Consider the following 22,104-nt stretch of genomic DNA (forward strand, 5'->3'; position numbering starts at 1 on the left):
CCAGGGGCGGGCAGGGTCTGTCGGGGGCCTGAAACGAAACAAGCCCGGCGTGAGCCGGGCTTGTTGGTGTTGCCGTTCTGGATGGATCAGAACTTGTAGGTAACGCCCATGTACATGTAACGACCGATCGAGTCGTAGTACGCGGTGCCCAGGTCGGCGCCGAAGTAGTTGACCGGCGGATCCTTGTCGAACGCGTTGTTCAAGCCCACGTAAACGTCCAGACCGGTGTCCGGAATCGTGTAGCCGAACTGGAAGTTGTGGTAGGTGTACGACGGGTTGCGGATCGGGCTCTGCGAACCCGGGTTGGAGTTGTAGCTGTCCGGGGTGACGCGCAGGTTGCCATCCACGTAGCTCATGTCCCACGACGCGCGGAAGCCATCACGCTTCCAGGTCGTGTTGAACTGACCGCGCCAGCGCGGATCGGTGAACGAGGTCACGTACTCGCTGTACTCATCCGGGAAGGCCTGGAAGGCCCACTCACGCGACTGGATCAGACGGGTGCCGACCAGACGCATGGTGGTCTGGCCACCGAGCAGGTTGAAGCGGTAGTCCATCTCCAGATCGACGCCGACACGACGCGACTTGGCGAGGTTTTCGGCCAATGCCACCCAGCGGATGATGCTGTACGGGGTTCCGGCATTGCCATCGGCGCGGGTGATCATGTCGCAGAACGAGTTGTTCTGGACGCCGCCGGGGGAGTCAACACAACGGGTTGCGTTGGTCTGGGCGGTGACCGAGCCGATCGCGTCTTCCAGCGTGATGCGCCAGTAGTCCACCGACATGCCGAAGCCTTCGATGAATTCCGGCTGCCACACAAAGCCCATCGACACCGACTTGGAGCGCTCCGGCTTCAGGTCCGGGTTGCCACCGCTGACGCCAGGGCGGGTTGCCGTATAGGTGTCGATCCAGTTCGCCGGAATGCCCAGGGCGGCGCAGTTTGCCGCGCGCAGGGTCGGGTCCTTTGCGGTGCTGGGGCGGTTGCTGTTGGTGGTCAGCGTGTTGCAGGGATCGTTGACCGTCGCGAAGTTCTCGGACTGCGGGTTGTACAGCTCACCGATGCTCGGTGCGCGAACCGCCTTGGCCAGGGTGCCGCGGAAGCGCAGCGAGGACAGGATTTCCCAATCCAGGCCCACGTTCCAGGTTTTGGTCGAGCCGATGGTGCTGTAGTCCGAGAAGCGACCGGCGAGATCCATGCTCAGGCGGTTGATGCCCGGCAGGTCGGCCAGCAGCGGCACGGTGGTTTCCACGAACACTTCCTTGACGTCGTACTCGCCGCCCCGGTTCGGAATTGCGTTCAGGAAGGTCAGGCCGGCAGCCGACATCGGATCGGTGTTTTCCTGGCTCTGCTCCTTGCGATATTCCAGGCCGGCAGCGATACCCACATCACCCGCTGGCAGCGAGAACAGCGAGCCATTGGCGACCGACGCGCTCAGCACCTGCTGCGTCAGCTTGGACTGATTCAGCGAGTTGGTGTTGAACCATGCCGCCGCTTCCGGGCTGATCTGACCATTGCCCATCACGTTGAACGGCACGCAGCCGCCGACCAGGGCTGCCGAGTACTGGCGGCCGGTGTACGGGTTGATCGCCGCCGGGTTGACAGTGGTGCGGCAAGCGACGCGGCCGGTGGCCGGATCGATCACGGCATCCAGACCTGCCTGCCAGCGCTCTTCGATGCGGTTGTTGACGTTGATACGGTCGATGTTGGTCTGACCGTAATTGGCCGAGGCCTCGTAGCTCCAGTCGTCACCGAACATGCCTTCCAGGCCGATCACGGCGCGGGCAGTCGCACGTTCCACCTGCTCGCCACGGCGGCCGGCATCGACGTTGAAGCGCGACAGCTGCAGCGTGGTCAGGCCGTTGGCATCCATCAGCGCGCCCAGCTCCGGGGTCACGTAGGCATTGTCACGACGGATGCGCAGGGCGCGGGCGGTGCCGACCTGATCGAAGGTCGGCTGGCCGAAGAACTCCGACTCGGTCTTGCTGTACTTGCCTTCGAAGAACAGACGATGATTGTCGTTCAGATCGAAGTTGACCACGGTGTTGAAGCTGAAGCGGTCGAACGCCGGCTCCAGGTCAGCCACGGCATTCAGGTCAGCGAAGTCGCAATCCGTACACGTGTTGGCGCTGACGATGACGCCGTCGTAGCGGTTCTTGCGGAACGTGCCGTCAGGGTTGAACAGGTAGCGGTTGGTGCCGTTGAAGGCACCCAGCGTGAACGTACCGCCATAGGACAGGGCATGGTTGCCGCCCGGGCCGCTCAGGATGGTCTGCGGGTTGCTTTCGCTGGACGGCTTGGTCCGGTCGTAGTTCGGGTTCGGAATCGAGGTCTGGTACTCGCGGCCGATGGCGCGGTCACCACGACCGAAGCGGTCCTGGGTGCTGTATTCCATGGCGATTGCGGCGCTGCCGCGGCCGTCGGCGAAATCGCTGCCGCCGGAGAAGCTGACGAACGAGCGGCCGAAGCTGCCCTCGTCTGCCATGCCGGTCTGGCCGCGCAGCTCGAAGCCGTCGAACTTCTTCTTCATGATGAAGTTGACCACGCCGGCCACGGCGTCGGCACCGTAGACGGCGGAGGCGCCACCGGTGATGACTTCAACGCGTTCGATCCACTCGACCGGGATGGTGTTGACGTCAACCGAGGTCGAGCCCGGGCTTGCGCCGACGTGACGGCGGCCATTGACCAGCACCAGGGTGCGCGAGGCACCCATGCCGCGCAGGTCGAGCAGGCCCAGGCCTGCGGTGCCGATGAAGCGGGTCGAGTTGCCGAGCGTGTACGTCGGGGTCAACTGCGGCATCTTGGTCATCAGGTCGCCGATGTTCAGCGCGCCCGTCGTGCGGATTTCTTCGGCAGTGATCGCGGTGACCGGCGACGGCGTGACGAAGCCGGTACGCGCGATGCGCGAGCCGGTAACGGTGACTTTATCCAGCTCGGTCGGAGCGCTGCCTGCTTCCTGTGCCATGACAGGAGCGGCGCCGACGGCCATCAGGCCAGCCATCAAGGCGCAGGTGAGCGGATGGCGCGAAGGCGCAAAACGTTGATTCATCTATTGGATCCCCACTGAATAATGTGCATGTCCCTCTTCCCTGAGTCCGTTACGGTGACGTTCATGAGCATTCCCTGCTCTCACTCGAACGTAACACAACGTTAACGATTTTCACATGTTGCCGTCACACATTCATAGAAAATGAGACATGTTGTCGCGCAACATCTCATTGATTACAGCCACTTACCCAGCGTTCGCTTTGCGGAGTTTGTTCGTCTGAGCGGAGTATGAATAGCCGCTTTGTTCAGAAATGCGTGAGATCCGGCACCCATCTGTCCTTTCTGGCGCCCTGGCTGCATGTGCTGAAGGACGGGGTGTCCGTAGCTTGTATAGTGATCTGTTCCCAGCACCCCTCTCTGGAGCCCCCGCAGTGAGTACCAGCCAGCCCCGTCGTCCCCACGCCAGCCAAGTGCAGAAGGGGTTGTCACCGCATCCGCGCGTCCGCAACGTGATCGCGGTGGGCTCGGGCAAAGGCGGCGTCGGCAAGTCCACCACGGCGGTCAACCTTGCGGTCGCGCTGGCCAAGCTCGGCGCACGCGTGGGCCTGTTGGACGCTGATATCTATGGCCCCAGCGTGCCGGCCATGCTCGGCCTGAGTGGGCGTCCGGAGAGCCCGGACAACAAGTCGATCGAGCCTATGCGTGCGTTCGGGGTGGAGACCATGTCGATCGGTTACCTGATCGAGGACGAGACGCCGATGATCTGGCGCGGTCCGATGGCGACCTCGGCGATGACGCAGTTCTTCAACGACACCCTGTGGGACGATCTGGACTACCTGTTGATCGATCTGCCGCCGGGCACCGGGGACATCCAGCTGACCCTGACACAGAAAATTCCGCTGGCCGGTGCGGTGATCGTCACCACGCCGCAGGATATCGCCACGCTGGATGCGAAGAAGGCGCTGAAGATGTTCGAGAAGGTCGAGGTGCCGGTGCTGGGCATCGTAGAGAACATGGCCGTGCACACCTGCAGCAACTGCGGCCATGTCGAGCATCTGTTCGGCGAAGGCGGCGGCGAGCGCATGGCCGCACAGTACGGCGTGCCGCTGCTGGGGTCGCTTCCGCTGGAAATCGGCATCCGCGAGCAGGGCGATGCTGGAACGCCGATCACCGCTGCCGCGCCGGAATCCCTGGCGGCGCAAGCCTATCTGCGCGCTGCAGAGCGCCTGATCGAGGAAGTGGGCAAGCGCCCGCGCGCCAGCATTCCCATCCTGTCCTCGCTGCTCTGAGCCGGGGCGGTCGCCGCAGCGGCCCCGCCTGCGCGTGCCGGGGCAGGGGGGCTGCGGCATAATGGCGGGCCCGAACCGGCGCAGCCCAGGACCCCCTTACATGAGCATCAAGAGTGACCGCTGGATCCGTCAGATGGCCGAGCAGCACGGCATGATCGAGCCGTTCGAAGCCGGTCAGGTCAAGCAGGCCAACGGCCAGCGCATCGTCAGCTATGGCACCTCCAGCTACGGCTACGACGTGCGTTGCTCGCGCGAGTTCAAGGTGTTCACCAACATCAACTCCACCATCGTGGACCCCAAGCACTTCGATCCGGGCAGCTTCGTGGATATCGTCGGTGATGAGTGCATCATCCCGCCCAACAGCTTCGCGCTGGCGCGCACCGTGGAGTACTTCCGTATCCCGCGCGACACCCTGGTGGTGTGCCTGGGCAAGAGCACCTATGCGCGCTGCGGCATCATCGTCAACGTGACCCCGCTGGAGCCGGAGTGGGAAGGCCACGTCACCCTGGAATTCAGCAACACCACGCCGCTGCCGGCGCGCATCTACGCCAACGAAGGGGTGGCGCAGATGCTGTTCTTCCAGGCCGACAAGGACGATATCTGCGAGACCTCGTACAAGGATCGCGGCGGCAAGTACCAGGGCCAGACCGGCGTCACCCTGCCGCGGACCTGAGCCGACCTCCGGCGCGGGGCCTGCGCCTGCCTACCGGTAGTGCAGGCCGCTGGCCGGCAGCACGCAGCACAAAAGAAAAAAGCGCGGATCGCTCCGCGCTTTTTTTTCACCTGTTGCCGGCCAGCGGCCGGCACTACTTGCCGCGGCCGAACAGCAGCCCGATGCCAACGGCCACCAGCACGACCGGCCACCAGGTGAGTATCAGCTTCCCCATGTTCATGTTGGTCCAGCCCAGGTTGCTGGCCAGCAGGAACAGGCCGACGAGGATCAGGACGATGGCAGCGACAAGGTTGGAACGCATCAGGGGCAGGGTCCGCTAGGGCTGGGGCGAATATCCTAGCCGTTCCTTCCAGTGTGCGACACGCTCGGCCAACACCTCCGGATCAAAACGGTGCGCCTGCCCCTGGCCCCAGACCGGGCCCGGCCATGCCGGATCGCCGACATGGCGCCCGATCACATGGAAATGCAGCTGGCGCACGATGTTGCCCAGCGAGCCGATGTTGATCTTTTCGACCCCATCGGTGCCTTTGAGCGCCTTGCATGCCCGGTTCAATTCGGTGCGCAGCTTGTCCTGCTGGTCACCGTCCAGCTCGATCCACTCGGTCACGCCACTCAGGCGCGGGACCAGGATCAGCCAGGGATACCTTTCATCGTTCATCAATCGCACTTGCGATAACGGCCCTTCTGCGACCAGTACGCTGTCGGTGGCCAGGCGTGAATCCAGTTCGAACTCGCTCATCCAAGATGCTCCGCAAAGAAGTCCAGGGTGCGTTCCAGCGCCAAGTGGGCGCTGTCTGGATCATACGCATGTCCGACGCTGCGGTTGAAGGCGTGATCGGCCGGGTAGACGAAGGTGCCCATCTGCGGGAGCTTCTCGCGGTGGGCCTTGATCGCCTCCGGCGGGATGCTCTTGTCCTGCGCGCCGAAGTGGAACATCACCGGCGCCTTGGGCGTCTCGTCCAGGTATTTCACGTTGCGGGCGCCGTAATAGCTTACCGAGGGCAGGCCCAGGCGCAGGGCAGAAAGCAGGGCGATGCTGCCGCCCCAGCAGTAGCCGACGGTGCCGACCTTGCCGGCCGGGGCCAATCTCGAGGCGGCGGCCCGCACGATCTCCAGCGCCTTTTCGACCCCCAGCTCGTCGACCATGGCCAGGCCGGCGGCCACGCCATCGCTGTCGTAAGGCAGTTCCGGCGGTTCGGTGCTGTCCGGGGTCGATTCGGCCAGATCGAAGAACGACGGGGCCAGCACCGCATAGCCCTTGGCGGCGTAATCGTCGGCCACCGCGCGGATGTGCGCGTTGGCGCCGAAGATCTCCTGGATCACCACCAGCCCCCCGCGCGGCTTGCCTTCCGGCGTTGCCTGCCAGGCGCGGACCGGTCCGTAATGCGTATCAAGTGTGATCCACTCACCCATGGTGCGAGACTCCCGTTGGTTCAGGTATTCATTATCGGCCCCGCGCGGGTTAGCGCGATGTCAGCGGGCATGCCGGATCTGGCGGGATCAGCCCGATCCGGTTCAGGGGCGCGGGCTGAACGCCGGTATACTTGCCGCCGTTTCCGGCCCCAGGTCCCCACGCCATTCCGGCATGGGCCCAGGCCCCCAGAGTCCTTGCGATCCATGTCCCAGCTGAACCCCAAAGTCGGCTTCGTCAGCCTTGGCTGCCCGAAGGCCCTTGTCGATTCCGAGCGCATCCTCACCCAGCTGCGGTCCGAGGGCTACGACATCGTTCCCTCCTACGATTCGGCCGACGTGGTGGTGGTCAACACCTGCGGCTTCATCGATTCGGCCGTGACCGAGTCGCTGGATGCGATCGGCGAGGCGATGAACGCCAACGGCAAGGTGATCGTCACCGGCTGCCTGGGCAAGCGCCCGGAGCAGATCCGCGAGGCCTACCCGAACGTGTTGGCGGTCTCCGGCCCGCAGGACTACATGAGCGTGATGGAGGCCGTCCACGCTGCGCTGCCGCCCAAGCACGATCCGTTCGTGGATCTGGTGCCCGACTACGGCATCAAGCTGACCCCGCGCCACTACGCGTATCTGAAGATTTCCGAAGGCTGCAACCACAAGTGCAGCTTCTGCATCATCCCCTCGATGCGCGGCAAGCTGGTCTCGCGCCCGGTCGATGAGGTGCTGCGCGAAGCCGAGCGCCTGGTGCGCGGTGGCGTCAAGGAACTGCTGGTGGTTTCCCAGGACACCTCGGCCTATGGCGTGGATGTGAAGTACGCCGAGCGCATGTGGCGCGACAAGGCCTACCAGACCCGGTTGAAGGCGTTGTGCGAAGGCCTGTCCGAACTCGATGCCTGGACCCGCATGCATTACGTCTACCCGTATCCGCATGTGGACGAGATCGTGCCGCTGATGGCCGAGAACCGGATCCTGCCGTACCTGGACATCCCGTTCCAGCACGCCAGCCCGCGCATCCTCAAGCTGATGAAGCGCCCGGGCGCGGTCGACAAGACCCTGGAGCGCGTGCAGCGCTGGCGTCAGCTCTGCCCGGACATCACCGTGCGCTCGACCTTCATCGTCGGCTTCCCGGGCGAGACCGATGCCGAGTTCGAGGAACTGCTGAGCTTCCTGGACGAGGCGCAGCTGGATCGCGTCGGTGCGTTCGCCTACTCACCTGTCACTGGCGCCACCGCCAACGATCTGCCCGGTGCAGTGCCCGAAGAAGTGAAGCAGGAGCGTCTGGCCCGCTTCATGGAGCGCCAGGCGGAGATTTCCGCCGCGCGTCTGGAAGCCAAGATCGGCACCGTGCAGCAGTGCCTGGTCGATGCCATCGAAGACGGTATCGCGGTGGCCCGTTCGAAGGCCGATGCGCCGGAGATCGATGGCCTGGTGCATATCCAGAATGCCGACGAAGCCAAGCTGCGTGTCGGTCAGTTCGTGGATGTCGAGATCACCGAGAGCGACGATCACGACCTGTTCGGTGACGCGATCATCGCGGCAGAAGCGCGCAAGCCGTTCGATCTGCAGGTGCTGTGATCGCAGTGGCGACGGCTGCCGATATCGGCGGTCGTCGCCGTTTCATCGCCCCGCCGCGTGACGCGGTGGATGCGGCCTGTTTCGCACAACTGATCTACGCCGGGCTGAGCGACGTGCAGGACCTGATGGTGGCGCCGGACTGGCCCACCATCGCAGCGCTCGATGCACGCCTGGCGCTGCCGGACAAACAGCTTGCCGAGCAGAACGAGACGCTGCTGGCCGACGGCCTGCAGTATGAAACCCGCATCGCCGAGCGCGGCCAGATCGCCACCCGTGCGGACAACTGGCACGACCTGTTCAATGCCTTGATCTGGGCACGCTACCCCGCCATCAAGCGCGCGCTCAACCGGCAACAGTGCCGGCACATCGCGGCAATGGCGTCGGGTCAGCGCAACCGCGCACAGGCCGCGTTGACTCAATTCGACGAGAGCGGCGTGATCGTGCGTGTGCGCGAAACGACGCTGCTGCATGCGTGGGACCGGCACGATTGGAGCGCACTGTTCGTGGACGGGGCAGGGCAGTGGCAGCACGGCGACATCGCCGTCTCAGCGGTGATCGGGCATGCGTTGCTGGAACAGGCCTTGGTGCCGGAGCGTCTGCTGGTCGGCAAGTGCGTGGTGGTGAAGGGCGATGACGATGCCAGTGCAATGGCGGCAGTCGCGCAGGCAATCACGGATGGTGCGCTGCTCAATGATCCCCTGGAACTGCGGCCGCTGCCGCTGGCCGGGATACCTGGGTGGCACGTGCAGCAGGACGCGGCCCTGTATGCTCGGGCCGACTACTTCCGCCCGTTGCGCGAGGGCCGTGTGTATCCCGCAGCGCTGGGCTGATGCGGCGGCTGCGCCACCCCCGCTGGTTTCCGGCGTCACGTGTAGATCCACGCCATGCGTGGATGCACCCTGTCAGCCGAGGTACGCCACGGACAGGATCGCAAACCCGTGCCGGCCACTGGGCAGCTCCACCTCGAACTCATCGTCGACGCGTTTCTTCAGCAGCGCACGCGCCAACGGCGAGTCGATGCTGATCCAGCCGGCACCGGCATCGGTCTCGTCCGGGCCGACGATGCGATACACATGGATGTCGCCCGAATCGACGTTCTCCAACTCGACCGTCGCGCCGAAGAACACGGCATTCGGATCGGTCGGCGCGGTATCGACAATGCGCAGTGCTTCCAGCCGCTTGGTCAGATAGCGCACGCGCCGGTCGATCTCGCCCAGCTGCTTCTTACGGTAGGTGTACTCGGCATTCTCGGAGCGGTCGCCTTCCGCGGCGGCGGCCGCCAACGCTTTCACCACCTCCGGGCGCTTGTGCCGCCACAGCTCGTCCAGTTCGGTCTTCAGCCGCTGGTGGCCCTGTGCGGTGATCAGGGCCGTGCTTTTTTCCGCGGGGGGACGCCAACGCGACATCTGGTCTGCTTGTGCTCGTCAAAAGGTGCCGCGCCACACGGCGCGACACGAAGTATCAGCGCTTTCCGCCGAAAATACCGCCGAGCAGGCCACGCACGATCTGGTTGCCCAGCTTGGTGCCGACGGTACGCGTGGTCTGCTTGGCCATGGTTTCAATCATGCCCTGGCGGCGCTTGGTGCCGAAGATCGCATCCTTGATGCTCTGGCCGAAGCCGCCTTCCTGCGCCTCGTCCTGCTGGCGGGTACGGGCTTTCGGTGCATCGGTCTGCTCTACGGTCTTCTGCGCGCGCTGCGCCAACAGTTCGGCTGCCGATTCGCGGTTGATCGCGGTGTCGTAGCGGGTGCCCACCGGGCTGCCGGCGCGCACCTGCGCACGTTCGGCCTCGGTAATGGCACCCATCCGGCAGCGCGGCGGTGCGATCAGGGTCTGCTGCACGGGCGAGGGGATGCCCTTGTCCTGCAGCGTGGACACCAGCGCTTCACCGGTACCCAGCTTGGCCAGGGTGGCGGCCACATCCAGCTTCGGATTGGGCACGAAGGTTTCGGCGGCGACCTTCACCGCTTTCTGGTCGCGCGGGGTGAAGGCGCGAAGCGCGTGCTGCACGCGGTTGCCGAGCTGGCCGAGGATGTTGGCCGGCACGTCATCCGGGAACTGCGAGCAGAAGTACACGCCCACGCCCTTGGAACGGATCAGCCGGACCACCTGCTCGATGCGCTGCACCAGTGCCGGCGGTGCGTCATCGAACAGCAGGTGCGCCTCGTCGAAGATGAAGACCAGCTTGGGCTTTTCCAGATCGCCGACTTCCGGCAGCGTTTCGAACAGCTCCGAAAGCAGCCACAGCAGGAACGTCGAATACAGCCGTGGCTTGAGCACCAGCTGGTCGGCTGCGAGGATGCCGATCACGCCACGGCCATCGTGGTTGACACGCATGATGTCGGCCAGCTCCAGCGCAGGTTCGCCGAAGAAGGCTTCGCCGCCGTCCTGCGACAGGCGCAGCAGCGAGCGCTGGATCGCCGCCACCGTCTGCGCGCTGACCAGCCCGTATTCGGTGGAGATGTCCTTGCGCTCCTCGGCGACCAGGCCGAGCAGTGCACGCAGATCATCCAGATCGAGCAGCAGCAGGCCGCGGTCGTCGGCCAGCTTGAACACGATGTCCAGCACGCCGGCCTGGGTGTCGTTGAGTTCCAGGATGCGGGCCAGCAGTGTCGGGCCCATCTCGCTCACCGTGGTGCGTACCGGGTGGCCGAGCTTGCCGTACAGGTCCCAGAAAACGGTCGGGCTGGCAGCGGGCGCGTAATCGGCCACGCCGAGATCGGTCGCGCGCTGCAGCAGCGCCTCGCTCCCGGCGCCGGCCACGGCCAGGCCGGACACGTCACCCTTCACATCGGCCAGGAATACCGGCACGCCGATCCGCGAGAAGCCCTCGGCCAATGTCATCAAGGTGACAGTCTTGCCGGTGCCGGTCGCGCCGGCCACCAGGCCGTGGCGGTTGCCCAACCGCGGCAACAGGGTCACGGGGATGTCGTCGGTGATGCCTTTGCCGAGCAGAATCGGATCCATGGTCAACTCGCAGTGTGAATAGGCGGGATTCTAAACGTCGGCATGGGCTGGCCGGCAGACGGGTTGCCCCGATGCAAGCGGCGCGGCTACTCTGCCCCATCGTTCGCACACAGTGCCAAAAATGCCCGTTCCTGTCTTGCTTGTCCGTGGTTGGCCGCTGTTGGCCGTTGCCGCGATGCTGTCGATCGTCCCCGAGGCCCATGCCCAGCGCGTCTCCGCCCGCGACAAGGCCAAGGTGGAAGCGCTCGACCAGCGCATGACAGCCGCCGAGAAGCGCTACAACGCCGCGCTGGTGCTCGTGAACAACGCCGACCCCAAGGGCACCAATGAGGCCGACGCCGCGCTGGAGGACATGGAGGATGTGATCAGTGCCTGCGTGGCCCAGAAGGGCTGCCAGGTCAGCAATCTGCTGCCGACCTACAAGCGCCTGCTCAAGAGCAACGCTGACAGCCAGCAGGACAGCGAAGACGGCACCGCCATCGCCGACGGCACCCTGCTGGAGGCGGATCCGGACCATGTCGGGCCGCTGGCTGCCGATGTGCCTGAAGCCGCCCGCGCCGCAGCGCTGCTCAACGACAAGCGGCATGCCTTCGACACCATGGTCGAGTACAACCCGGCCGTGCAGGCGGGCATCCGCCGCTGGCTGACCGATATGCGTCCGGCGCTGCTCACCAGTTACGAGAACTACCAGAACCTGCGTGCGGTGATGTGGCCGGAGTGGGAAAAGCGCGGCCTGCCCGAGGCGCTGCTGTTCGGGATCATGGCCAAGGAATCCAACGGGCGTGTCCACGCCTCCTCGCGCGCCGGTGCCGCCGGGCTGATGCAGTTCATGCCGGCCACCGGCCGCCGTTTCGGGCTGGGCCCGGACGGTACCGGCTTTGATACCCGCTTCGATGCCCGCAGCGCGGCCGAGGCCAGCGCGACCTACCTCAACGAACGCATGCGCGAGCTCAACAACAGCGTCGAGCTGTCGCTGGCCGGTTACAACGGCGGCGAAGGTCGCGCCATCCGCGTGTTCCGCCAGTACCCGGGGCAGGGCTTCTGGACCGACAGCGTCTACAACCAGTTCCCGGGCGAGACCAAGGACTACGTGCCGATGGTGATCGCCGCGGCGTGGATCTATCTGCACCCGCAGCAGTACGGCGTGGAATTCCCCAAGATCAGCGCGCAGCCGGCGACCATCCGCCTGGCCAAGTCGACCACGATCTACGAGCTGACCATCTGCCTGGGCAGCACCGGCACCCGTGACGGCTACATGCGCGCGCTGCGCAACCTCAACCCACGGTATGAGGCCGACGGCTGGATTCCGGCCGGCACCATCATCAACGCGACCACCCGCATCGCTGGCCTCTACAACCGTTTCTGCGTCAGCGGCCCGCGCGCCGATCTGGCCCGCACCCTGATCACCGCCGATCTCAACGCGGCAATCGTTCGCCCCACGGCGGTGAGCTACACCGGCAACGTGGCGGTCGGCAGCGTGGTGCCGGTCGCCCAAGCCCAGGCGATGCCAGCGGTGACCCCGGCCGCCCCGGTGGCGGTCCCGGCCGCCAAGCCCAAGGCCAGGCCGGCGCGCAGCTACAAGGTCGGCAAGGGCGAGACCCTGGGCAAGATCGCCGCCAGGTTCCAGTGCGACGTGCCCACGTTGGCGCGGGCCAACGGCCTCAAGGCCCCGGCCTATTCGCTCAGGCAGGGCCAGAGCATCAAACTGCAGGGCTGCGACAAGTAAGCCATAACCGGGTAGGCTCGCCGGCATCACGCCTGCGGCCGCCCGGCCCAGCACATCCATCGCAGCGTCGGCCACGTGCCGGCGCTCACCGCAACACGCATACAGGACAGCAAGATGGATATGACCGCAATCAACGAGATGTTCGCCAACATCCGTGAAAACACCGATTGGGACCTCAACGGCCCGATGCTGTGGGGCTACTTCTTCGTCAACACCACCCCGGAGCCGCTGCACGGCCTGGGCGAGAAGCTGGTCGAACTGGGGTACACCCTGGTGGAAGTGTTCGAACCAGATCTGGAAGAAGGCGAAGCCCCCTACCACGTGCTGCACGTGGAGCGCGCCGAGGTGCACACCGAAGCCTCGCTGGATGCCCGCAACCACGAGCTGCAGGCCCTGGCCGAAGCGAACGGCGTGGAAGACTACGACGGCATGGACGTCGGCCCGGTCGAGATCTGATCGGCGCGATCCGATCGAACCGGACACAACGAAAAACGCCCCGGGAAACCGGGGCGTTTTCATTGGTGCGGATCAGCGGCCGGCACTACCGTTACTTCAACGTCGCCAGTGCCTGCCCCAGCTGCACCGCATGCTCGGCATCCAGATGCGGCGCGAATTCGGCCACACCCGGCGGCAGCAGCACGATCACGGTCGAGCCGTAATTGAAGCGCGCCATCTCCGCGAAGCGCTCAAGGGTGATGCCCTTGCCGCGGTAATCCTTGCGCGTGATCGTATCGCCGTAGGCCGGAATCTCCTCGCCGCCCCACACCGTCTCCACGCCGGAGACCAGCAGCGCGCCAACCATCACCGAGACCATCGGGCCGAAGTCGGTATCGAAGTGACACACCAGGCGCTCGTTGCGGGCGAACAGCCCCGGCACCGTGTTCACCGCGGCCGGGCCGACGCTGAACAACCGCCCGGGCACATGCACGGTCTCGCGCAGGGTGCCGGTCCACGGCATATGCACGCGGTGGTAATCCTTCGGCGACAGATACACCGTGGCGAACAGGCCATGGTGGAAGACCTCGGCATCCTTGGCATCGCCCAGCAGCTCGGCGGCGGTGAAGGATTGGCCCTTGGCCTGGAAGATGCGGCCGTCCTCGATCTTGCCCAGCTGACTGATCCGGCCATCGGCCGGCATCACCAGCGTGCGCGGGTCCGCATCGGCCACGCGCGCGCCCGGCTTCAACGCACGGGTGAAGAACTGATTGAAAGTCGGGTAGCTGCGCGGGTCCGGATTGGCGGCTTCGGCCAGATTCACGCCGAACTTCGCGGTCACCGTATCGATCAGCCAGCGCGAGACCCGCGGGTTGCTGGAATACGCCAGTCGGCGCGCCATCGACGACAACAGGCGGTGGGGCAGGGCGTAGCTCAGCGTGGTCATCAAACTCATGGGGCGGATTTCTCGGTCAGCAGTTGCAGGTCGCGGGCGATCGCCTGCGCTTGGAAAGGAGGTCGGATCAGGCCGGCCAGTCGGCCTTCCGGATCCAGCACGGCCAGGCTGGCCGAGTGTTCGAGGGTGTAATCCTCGGGATTTTCATCGAAGTGCTTGCCCGGCACCTTCTGGAACACGAAGCCCAGCGAGGTGGCGAAACGCTCCAGCGAGGGCACATCGGCCGTCGCGGCCAGGGTGTCCTTGTGGAACGCATGCACGTACTCGCCCAGCCGTGCGGGCGTATCGCGCTCGGGATCGACCGAAATGAAGACCAGCCGTGGGCGCAGCGTCTCGGGAAGGGTGCCCCACTGTTTCTGGGCCTGGGCCAGATCGGCCAGGGTGGTCGGGCACACATCCGGACAGAAAGTGAAGCCCAGGAACACCAAGGTCCAATGGCCCTTCAACTCGCCCGGGATCAGCCGGGTGCCATCGGACTGGCTCAGATTGAAATCGGGCAGCGGGCGCGGCTGCGGATAGAAGGTGATCGACTCGGTGGCAGGGCGGTCACCGCCCGGCTTGGGCGCGAAGACCTTCTGCGCCACGACCAGCCCCAGCCCGGCGGCCAAGGCGATCAGCAGGATGATGCCGACATTGCGATTGAACATAAGGGCCCCGTCCCGGAAGTGGCCACCATGATAGAGGCAGCCACGCCGGATTGTCGGGAGGGGCGTCGGCACGGGTGGGTTCCCGGGACCCGCCGTGAATCCATCCCTGGAGTCTCGTGAGCAGCATCCATGCTGCTCAACGGTCCCGGAAACCCACCCATGCCGCCACCTCGACAGTGGGCCGGCGCGTATGGGAAAGCAGAGCAAGTCGCGCAGCCCGGCGTCGAAACCTCAGCTGGGTGGCAGGACACTGGTCGCTGTTGGCGAAATGCCAAGCATGGCTCGGCCCCACAAAAACCGCCTTCGATGCGTAATGCGTGCGCACCCCGGCTTGGCTGTTCCCCAAAGAACCAACCCACTGTCAACGGCGTGGGGGGGGGGGGGGGGGGGGGCCGGGAGGCCGCCAGGGAGGCGCGGGGGGAGCCCCCCCCGAGAGGGGGTAGGGGGGTGGGCGCCGCCCCCCCCCCCCCCCCCCCCCCACGCCAGCCCACGGACTGGCAACCGCCGTATTGGCTTCTGCCTTGATCCTGGCCGTGGCCGTGGCCGTGGCCTTGGCCTTGACTCCGGCTCGTTTCGACTGCAACGGATGCCCCGGCCCGCCCCAGCGCCTATAATCGGGGGCCACATTGCCTGTTGCCCCGCCATGACCGCCGAAACGGCCGCCGAACTCCACACGATCATCGACCTGATCCGCTACGGCACCAGCCGTTTCAACGCCGCAGGGCTCACCTTCGGGCACAGCTACGACAACGCCCTGGACGAAGCCACCCAGCTTGTCCTGCACAGCCTGCACCTCCCGCATGACCTCGGCCCCGCCTACGGCCAGGCCCGTCTGCTCCAAGACGAAAAGGTCCGCGTGCTGGAGCTGTTCCAGCGCCGCATCGACGAGCGCATCCCGGCCGCCTACCTCACCGGTGAGGCCTGGTTCGCCGGCCTGAGCTTCAAGAGCGACACGCGCGCCCTGGTGCCGCGCTCGCCGATCGCCGAGCTGATCGAGTGCGGCTTCGAGCCGTGGCTGGCCGGCCGCGATGTCCATCGCGCCCTCGACCTGTGCACCGGCTCGGGCTGCATCGCCATCGCCATGGGCCACTACTACCCTAACTGGGAAGTGGACGGCGTCGACCTCAGCGACGAGGCCTTGTCGCTGGCCGAAGAAAACAAGGAACGCCTGCAGACGTCCAACGTCACCCTGCTCAAGTCCGACCTGTTCAACGGCCTGACCGGGCGTCATTACGATCTGATCGTCACCAATCCCCCGTACGTCACCAACGACGAGACCGATGCCCTGCCGCAGGAATACTCCTACGAGCCGGAGATGGGCCTGCGTGCCGGCGACGACGGCCTGGACCTGGTGCTGAAGATCCTGCGCGATGCCCCGCTGCACCTGAGCGAGGATGGCCTGCTGATCTGTGAAGTGGGTGAGTCCGAGCAGCACCTGTACAAGCTGCTGCCGGAAGTGGATTTCCGCTGGGTCGAGTTCAAGGTCGGCCAGATGGGCATCTTCGCCGTGGAGTGCCGCGAACTGATCGCGCACAGCGCCCGCATCACCGAACTGGCAGCGCAGCGGCCGTGAGTTCCAACAGCTTCGGCAAACTGCTGACCGTCACCACCTTCGGCGAATCGCACGGTCCGGCGATCGGCTGCGTGGTGGACGGCTGTCCGCCGGGGCTGGAGATCAGCGCCGACGAATTCGCCCACGACCTGCAGCGGCGGGCCACCGGCAAAAGCCGGCACACCTCCGCGCGGCGTGAAGCCGATGAGATCGAGATCCTGTCCGGGGTGTACGAAGGCCGTACCACCGGCACCCCGATCGGGCTGCTGATCCGCAACACGGACCAGCGCAGCAAGGATTACACCAACATCGCCCAGCAGTTCCGTCCGGGCCATGCCGACTACAGCTACTGGCAGAAGTACGGCATCCGCGACCCGCGCGGTGGTGGTCGTTCCTCTGCGCGCGAAACCACCATGCGCGTCGCCGCCGGCGTCATCGCCAAGAAGTGGCTGCTGCAGCGGCATGGCGTCACCGTGCGTGGCTATCTCTCGCAGTTGGGCGAGATCACCCCGACCGGATTCGACTGGTCGGCGGTCGAAGACAATCCGTTCTTCTGGCCGGTCGCCGATCAGGTGCCCGCGCTGGAGAGCTACATGGATGCGCTGCGCAAGTCCGGTGATTCGGTCGGTGCGCGGGTCAACGTGGTGGCTGACGGCGTACCGCCGGGCTGGGGCGAGCCGATTTACGGCAAGCTCGATGGCGATCTGGCGGCCGCGCTGATGAGCATCAATGCGGTGAAGGGCGTGGAGATCGGCGACGGCTTTGCCAGCGCCGCGCAGAAGGGCACCGAACACCGTGACCTGCTGACCCCGCAGGGCTTTGCCAGCAACCATGCCGGCGGCATCCTCGGTGGCATCTCCACCGGCCAGCAGGTCACCGCCTCGATCGTGCTCAAGCCGACCTCCAGCCTGCGCCTGCCCGGTGCCACGGTGGACGCCAGCGGCGCCTCGGTCGAGGTGATCACCACCGGCCGTCACGATCCGTGCGTGGGTATCCGCGCCACCCCGATCGCCGAGGCGATGATGGCCCTGGTGCTGATGGACCAGGCGCTGCGCCACCGCGCCCAGTGCGGCGATGTCGGAGAGATCACCCCGCGCATCCCGGGCACGATCGATGGCTGATCGGCGCCCCAAGGTCTGGGTCAGCCAGCCGCTGTTCGACGATGTCGTCGAACAGCTCGGGCAGCATTTCGACTTGACCATGACCGGCGACGTCACCCGCTATACGCCGCAGACACTGGCCGAACAACTGGCCCACGTCGACGGCGCGCTGATCACCCTCAACGAACGCATTGGTGCGGCCGAGATCGCCAACGCGCCGCAGTTGCGCGCGATCGCCAACGTCGGTGTGGGCTACAACAACCTGGATATCGACGCGCTCAGTGCCGCCGGCATCCTGGCCAGCAACACCCCGGATGTGCTGACCGAAACCACCGCCGACCTCGGCTTTGCACTGCTGATGGCTGCCGCGCGCCGCATCACCGAATCCGAGCGCTGGCTGCGTGACGGCCAGTGGGGGCAATGGTCGTTCCAGACCATGCTCGGTGCGGACATCCACGGCAGCACGCTGGGCATCCTCGGCATGGGCCGCATCGGCCAGGGCATCGCCCGCCGCGGCGCGCACGGCTTCGGCATGCGCGTGCTGTACCACAACCGTTCGCGGCTGCCCGAGGCCACCGAGGCCGAGGTCGGCGCGCAGTATGTGGACCTGGATGCGCTGCTGGCGCAGGCCGATCACCTCGTGCTCGTGCTGCCGTACAACGCCGCCTCGCACCACATCATCGATGCGGATGCACTGGCGAAGATGAAGCCGACCGCCACGCTGGTCAACATCGCCCGCGGTGGCATCGTGGATGAGCTGGCGCTCGCCGATGCACTGGCCAACGGCCGTCTGGCCGCCGCCGGACTGGACGTATTCGAAGGTGAGCCGACGGTGCGCCCGGAGTTGCTGGCCCTGCGCAACATCGTGCTGACCCCGCACATCGGCAGTGCCAGCCAGGCCACGCGCCGGGCGATGGTGCAGCTGGCCGTGGACAACCTCACCGCCGCATTGGGGCAGGGCCCGGATGCCGGCCACCCGCCGAGCGCGATCAACGCCGACGCTGTCGCTGCCGTGAAAACCGGCGGCGCGACCGTGGGCGGCAAAAAAATCGACGACGCAAAACGATAGGGAGCCGCGCTGGCCAACAGGCGAGGTTCCCGAACCGGTAGGTACCGACCGAGGGTCGGCACATATCTCCAAGGCACGGCAGGTACCGATCGTTGGTCGGTACACATCCCCAACGCACGTTTCGTATCGGCCACGGGTCGGTACACCCAACAGAGGTTCTCATGAGCAATCCAGATCGTCTTTTCCACGTCGCCGTCGTCGGTGCCACCGGTGCTGTCGGCGAAACCATGCTGGCCATCCTGGCCGAGCGCAACTTCCCGATCGCCACGCTGAGCCTGCTCGCGTCCTCGCGTTCGGCCGGTGGCGAGATCGAGTACCAGGGCGAGAAGATCAAGGTCCAGGACCTGAGCACCTTCGATCCGAACGGCGTGGACATCGCGCTGTTCTCCGCCGGTGGCAGCGTCTCCAAGGAGTTCGGTCCGAAGTTCGCCGCCGCTGGTGCGGTGGTGATCGATAACTCCTCGGCCTTCCGTTACGACGATGACGTGCCGCTGGTCGTCTCCGAAGTGAACCCGGAGGCGCTGAAGAACCGCCCGCGCGGCATCGTCGCCAACCCAAACTGCTCGACCATGCAGATGCTGGTCGCACTCGCCCCGCTGCACCGCCAGTACGGCATCGAGCGCATCAACGTGGCCACCTACCAGTCGGTCTCCGGCGGCGGTCGCTCGGCGCTGGAAGAACTCGGCAAGCAGACCGGCCAGCTGCTCAGCTTCCAGGAAATCGACCCGCAGCGCTTCCCGGTGCAGATCGCCTTCAACCTGATCCCCCACATCGATGACTTCCAGGAGAACGGCTTCACCAAGGAAGAAATGAAGCTGGTCTGGGAAACCCGCAAGATCCTCGGCGATGACAGCATCCTGGTGAACCCGACCGCCGTGCGCGTGCCCGTGTTCTATGGTCACTCCGAAGCGGTCACCATCGAAACCCGCGACAAGGTCACCCCGGATGCCGCGCGTGAGCTGCTGGCGCGTTCGCCGGGCGTGGAAGTGGTCGACAAGCATGAAGCCGGTGGCTATCCGACCCCGGTCACGCACGCCTCGGGCACCGATGCGGTGTACGTCGGCCGCATCCGCGAGGATCTGTCGCACCCGCGTGGCCTGAACCTCTGGATCGTCTCGGACAACATCCGCAAGGGCGCCGCCCTCAATGCCGTGCAGTTGGCCGAGCTGGTCGCCGCCGAAGGCTGATCGCGTGGTGGTTGGCGGCATGGGGATGCCGCCGACCACCCGCATCGAAACATCGCCGATCACGGGGGGAGCCGTTATATTGGCCGCCATGAAGAACCGGGTTCCGGGCGCAGTGCGTCCGTTCAAGTATGTGTCCACGCTGCTGCTGGCTTTGGCCAGCAGTTCCGCCATGGCCCTGGGGTTGGGCGATATCCGGGTGCTGTCCAAGCCGGGCCAGCCGTTGCTGGCCGAGATTCCGGTCATTTCCGCCGATCCGTCCGAGCTGGAGAACCTGCGCGTCGCGCTGGCTTCGCCGGCGACCTTCGCACGGGTCGGGCTGGAGCCGCCGTCCGGGCTGGTCAGCGAGTTGCAGTTTGAATTGACCCGCAATGCGCAGGGCCGCGCCGTGGTGCGCGTCAGCAGCCAGGCGCCGGTCGCGACGCCTTCGTTGAATTTCCTGATCGAAGCCGATTGGGGGCAGGGCCGTCTGGTCCGTGAGTATTCCGCCCTGGTGGATGCGCCCAACAGCGCCGCCGCCGTGGCCGAGCCGGAAATCGTCGCCCCGGCGGGCGCGATGTCCAATGCCATCATCCGTGAGCCTGCGCCGGAGGCGGCAGCCGTCGCCGCGCCGTCGCGCCGCGCTGAACCCGCCGCCGCACCCCGGCCGGCCGCGCCGAGGGCTGCACAGGCCGCCCCGGCCGCGCCCGTCGCCGCCGATGGCAGCGTCACCGTCCAGCGCGGGCAGACGCTCTCGCAGATCGCCGGTTCGCTGGCGCGCGAGCAGGGCATCAACCGCGACCAGGCGATGATCGCGCTGCTGCGGGCCAATCCGGAGGCCTTCATCCGTGGCAACGTGAACCTGCTCAAGCAGGGCGCAGTGCTGCGCACGCCGGGTGCCGATGGGCTTGCCCAGATTGATGCACAACAGGCTGCGGCGATCGTGCGCGAGCACACCGCGCAATGGCGGCAGTCGCGCGCTGCGATCCCGCAGCCCGCCGACAGCGGGGTGGCCGCTGCGCCGTCTCCGGCCCCGGTCGCAGCGGCCGCCGCTGGCCAGGACGCACGCCTGGAAATCGCGCCGGCCGTCGCCGCCGCCGGCACCACCGCAGGCACAACCACCGGCACCGCTGCCGGCACCGAGGGCGACATGCTGGGTAACGAACAACTGCGTCAGGCCAAGGAAGACGTCGCCACGCGCGATGCCGAGATCCAGGAACTGCGCGAGCGCGTGGCCGAGCTGGAAAAGCTCAAGGCCCAGCAGCAGTCGCTGATCGCGATGAAGGACAACGACCTGGCCGCCGCACAACAGCGATTGGAGCAGGCACCCGGTACGCGCGACAGCGCCAGCGGTGGCTGGTACTGGCTCGGCCTGGTCGTATTGCTTCTGGTGGTGGGTGGTTGGGCCCTGGTGCGGCGGCGGAAGCCATCGCCGCTGCCGCCGCTGTCACGCGATGGGCTCGACGGTGCCTCGCTGGCGGCTGCCGTGCCGGTCGCGGATCATGTGGACGAACTGGCTGCGCAAGGCGATGACGCACACCGCGCACCCGACGAAGAGGCGAGTGCAGAGGCCGACGTCTATGCTGGGCTGCGCCGTGAGCCGGTGTTCTCGCTGGCGTCATCCACGCACGACGCCGATCCGCATGATGCCCTCGACGATTCTCGCTGGAGTGCTACCGCGACGGACGAAGCGCCGGTGTTGCCCGAGGTCGAGGCGACGGCGGCGTCTGCGTACAGCATCGACGCCGACGCCCAGCATGTGAACGTGGACGATGCGCTGTTCCGCGAACCGGCTCCGCTGATCGAGCCGCCAGCGCATGCGCTGGAAGCCGCTGCGCAGCCTTCGTTCCGCGGCGTGTTCGAATTCCCCGATGAAACCGCCACTGCCGAACGTGCGGCAGACGCGAGCGATGACAGCATCGGTGCCGACGTTGAGGCGGTGACTGCCGGCCATGACGGGACACTCGATAGTGCCGACTCGGTCGCCGACAACGCACCTGTCGCGCCGATCGGAAGCCCCGGCCGCGACCGTCTGGAGCTGGCCATCGCCTACCTGGACCTCGGCGATGCCGAGACTGCCCGCACCCTGCTGCAGGAAGTCGCCGTGGGCGCCGACCCGCACAGCCAGGCCGAAGCGCGCGAACTGCTGGCGCGACTGGGATGAGCGACGCCCCTCCGGTAGCAGTGCGGGAACGCCGCCTGGACTACGTTGAGTTCGCCTCGCGTGATCCTGCCGCCAGTCGTCGTTTCTTCGAGCAGGTGTTCGGCTGGTCGTTCGTGGATTACGGTCCGGATTACACCGCCTTCGACGACGGCCGTTTCCAGGGCGGTTTCTTCCGCGCGGAGCCGCAGAGCGCTTCGGCGGGAGGCGCGCCGCTGCTGGTGATCTACGCCGATGATCTGCAGCCCATGCTCAACGCCGTGCTGGCCCAGGGCGGGCAGATCATCAAACCGGTGTTCGCCTTCCCCGGCGGCAGCCGGTTCCAGTTCGTGGAACCGGGCGGCAACGAGCTGGCCATCTGGTCCGAACGCGACGCTGCGTGATGCAACACCCGGCGCCTGC

General features: G+C 66.1%; 20 protein-coding genes. 12 read left to right on the forward strand and 8 right to left on the reverse strand.

Going from position 1 to position 22,104, the window contains the following annotated elements:
* Nucleotides 1–86: 86 nt before the first annotated feature.
* A complete protein-coding gene (locus ABE464_RS10275; RefSeq protein WP_346471861.1) occupies nucleotides 87–3,044 on the reverse strand; it encodes a TonB-dependent receptor in 2,958 nt (985 codons plus the stop codon).
* Nucleotides 3,045–3,414: 370 nt separating this feature from the next.
* On the opposite strand from ABE464_RS10275, the gene apbC reads away from it, so the two are divergent.
* Together apbC and dcd are read left to right on the forward strand one after the other, a co-directional pair.
* Nucleotides 3,415–4,272 (forward strand): iron-sulfur cluster carrier protein ApbC, encoded by an 858-nt coding sequence (apbC, locus tag ABE464_RS10280; RefSeq protein ID WP_346471862.1) that lies wholly within the window; start codon nucleotides 3,415–3,417, stop codon nucleotides 4,270–4,272.
* Between the two features lie 100 nt (nucleotides 4,273–4,372).
* Entirely contained in the window at nucleotides 4,373–4,945 is a 573-nt protein-coding gene (dcd, locus tag ABE464_RS10285; protein ID WP_019182646.1) for a dCTP deaminase, read from the forward strand.
* A 133-nt stretch (nucleotides 4,946–5,078) separates the two neighbouring features.
* Here dcd and ABE464_RS10290 read toward each other — a convergent pair whose 3' ends face one another.
* Genes ABE464_RS10290 through ABE464_RS10300 form a run of 3 tightly spaced genes read right to left on the reverse strand, consistent with a single transcriptional unit; the run spans nucleotide 5,079 to nucleotide 6,358 of the window.
* Nucleotides 5,079–5,246, reverse strand: a complete 168-nt coding sequence (locus tag ABE464_RS10290) for a DUF5668 domain-containing protein (protein ID WP_019182647.1) — start codon at nucleotides 5,244–5,246, stop codon at nucleotides 5,079–5,081.
* 15 nt (nucleotides 5,247–5,261) lie between these two features.
* The gene (locus ABE464_RS10295; protein WP_346468199.1) at nucleotides 5,262–5,684 is read right to left on the reverse strand and encodes an HIT family protein; all 423 of its coding nucleotides are present in this window, start codon (nucleotides 5,682–5,684) and stop codon (nucleotides 5,262–5,264) included.
* The gene (locus ABE464_RS10300) at nucleotides 5,681–6,358 is read right to left on the reverse strand and encodes a dienelactone hydrolase family protein (protein ID WP_346471863.1); all 678 of its coding nucleotides are present in this window, start codon (nucleotides 6,356–6,358) and stop codon (nucleotides 5,681–5,683) included. The genes ABE464_RS10295 and ABE464_RS10300 overlap by 4 nt, the downstream gene beginning before the upstream one ends.
* Before the next feature lie 204 nt (nucleotides 6,359–6,562).
* On the opposite strand from ABE464_RS10300, the gene rimO reads away from it, so the two are divergent.
* On the forward strand, nucleotides 6,563–7,927 hold the full coding sequence (rimO, locus tag ABE464_RS10305) for a 30S ribosomal protein S12 methylthiotransferase RimO (protein WP_176989272.1): 1,365 nt from the start codon (nucleotides 6,563–6,565) through the stop codon (nucleotides 7,925–7,927).
* Nucleotides 7,924–8,757 (forward strand): DUF3025 domain-containing protein, encoded by an 834-nt coding sequence (locus ABE464_RS10310; RefSeq protein ID WP_346471864.1) that lies wholly within the window; start codon nucleotides 7,924–7,926, stop codon nucleotides 8,755–8,757. The genes rimO and ABE464_RS10310 overlap by 4 nt, the downstream gene beginning before the upstream one ends.
* A 72-nt stretch (nucleotides 8,758–8,829) precedes the next feature.
* On the opposite strand, the gene greB is transcribed toward ABE464_RS10310, so the two are convergent.
* Nucleotides 8,830–9,333, reverse strand: coding sequence for a transcription elongation factor GreB (gene greB / locus ABE464_RS10315; protein ID WP_346471865.1), 504 nt, complete (start codon nucleotides 9,331–9,333; stop codon nucleotides 8,830–8,832).
* A gap of 55 nt (nucleotides 9,334–9,388) precedes the next feature.
* The gene (locus ABE464_RS10320; protein WP_346471866.1) at nucleotides 9,389–10,894 is read right to left on the reverse strand and encodes a helicase HerA-like domain-containing protein; all 1,506 of its coding nucleotides are present in this window, start codon (nucleotides 10,892–10,894) and stop codon (nucleotides 9,389–9,391) included.
* A 121-nt stretch (nucleotides 10,895–11,015) separates the two neighbouring features.
* On the opposite strand from ABE464_RS10320, the gene ABE464_RS10325 reads away from it, so the two are divergent.
* Together ABE464_RS10325 and ABE464_RS10330 are read left to right on the forward strand one after the other, a co-directional pair.
* Complete coding sequence (locus tag ABE464_RS10325; RefSeq protein WP_346471867.1) at nucleotides 11,016–12,620, forward strand: transglycosylase SLT domain-containing protein; 1,605 nt, start codon at nucleotides 11,016–11,018, stop codon at nucleotides 12,618–12,620.
* A 114-nt stretch (nucleotides 12,621–12,734) separates the two neighbouring features.
* The gene (locus tag ABE464_RS10330) at nucleotides 12,735–13,076 is read left to right on the forward strand and encodes a ribonuclease E inhibitor RraB (RefSeq protein ID WP_346471868.1); all 342 of its coding nucleotides are present in this window, start codon (nucleotides 12,735–12,737) and stop codon (nucleotides 13,074–13,076) included.
* Nucleotides 13,077–13,167: 91 nt separating this feature from the next.
* On the opposite strand, the gene asd is transcribed toward ABE464_RS10330, so the two are convergent.
* Nucleotides 13,168–14,010: an archaetidylserine decarboxylase gene (gene asd / locus ABE464_RS10335; RefSeq protein WP_346471869.1), complete on the reverse strand. Its 843-nt coding sequence runs from the start codon at nucleotides 14,008–14,010 to the stop codon at nucleotides 13,168–13,170.
* Nucleotides 14,007–14,657 carry an SCO family protein gene (locus ABE464_RS10340; protein ID WP_346471870.1) on the reverse strand — a complete coding sequence of 217 codons (651 nt, stop codon included), beginning with the start codon at nucleotides 14,655–14,657 and terminating at the stop codon, nucleotides 14,007–14,009. Before ABE464_RS10340 ends, asd begins: the two co-directional genes overlap by 4 nt.
* A gap of 643 nt (nucleotides 14,658–15,300) precedes the next feature.
* Between ABE464_RS10340 and prmB the strand changes: the two genes are divergently transcribed.
* The 6 genes from prmB (at nucleotide 15,301) to ABE464_RS10370 (ending at nucleotide 22,085) form a co-directional block, all read left to right on the forward strand.
* A complete protein-coding gene (gene prmB / locus ABE464_RS10345; protein ID WP_346471871.1) occupies nucleotides 15,301–16,230 on the forward strand; it encodes a 50S ribosomal protein L3 N(5)-glutamine methyltransferase in 930 nt (309 codons plus the stop codon).
* Nucleotides 16,227–17,330 (forward strand): chorismate synthase, encoded by a 1,104-nt coding sequence (aroC, locus tag ABE464_RS10350; RefSeq protein WP_070425600.1) that lies wholly within the window; start codon nucleotides 16,227–16,229, stop codon nucleotides 17,328–17,330. The genes prmB and aroC overlap by 4 nt, the downstream gene beginning before the upstream one ends.
* The gene (locus ABE464_RS10355; protein ID WP_346471872.1) at nucleotides 17,323–18,378 is read left to right on the forward strand and encodes a D-glycerate dehydrogenase; all 1,056 of its coding nucleotides are present in this window, start codon (nucleotides 17,323–17,325) and stop codon (nucleotides 18,376–18,378) included. Before aroC ends, ABE464_RS10355 begins: the two co-directional genes overlap by 8 nt.
* A gap of 161 nt (nucleotides 18,379–18,539) precedes the next feature.
* Nucleotides 18,540–19,565 carry an aspartate-semialdehyde dehydrogenase gene (locus ABE464_RS10360; protein ID WP_346471873.1) on the forward strand — a complete coding sequence of 342 codons (1,026 nt, stop codon included), beginning with the start codon at nucleotides 18,540–18,542 and terminating at the stop codon, nucleotides 19,563–19,565.
* 88 nt (nucleotides 19,566–19,653) lie between these two features.
* On the forward strand, nucleotides 19,654–21,705 hold the full coding sequence (locus ABE464_RS10365; RefSeq protein WP_346471874.1) for a FimV/HubP family polar landmark protein: 2,052 nt from the start codon (nucleotides 19,654–19,656) through the stop codon (nucleotides 21,703–21,705).
* Complete coding sequence (locus tag ABE464_RS10370) at nucleotides 21,702–22,085, forward strand: VOC family protein (RefSeq protein WP_346471875.1); 384 nt, start codon at nucleotides 21,702–21,704, stop codon at nucleotides 22,083–22,085. Before ABE464_RS10365 ends, ABE464_RS10370 begins: the two co-directional genes overlap by 4 nt.
* The last annotated feature ends 19 nt before the right edge of the window (nucleotides 22,086–22,104 follow it).

Source organism: Stenotrophomonas sp. TWI587, assembly GCF_039674145.1.
Lineage (GTDB): Bacteria > Pseudomonadota > Gammaproteobacteria > Xanthomonadales > Xanthomonadaceae > Stenotrophomonas > Stenotrophomonas maltophilia_AY.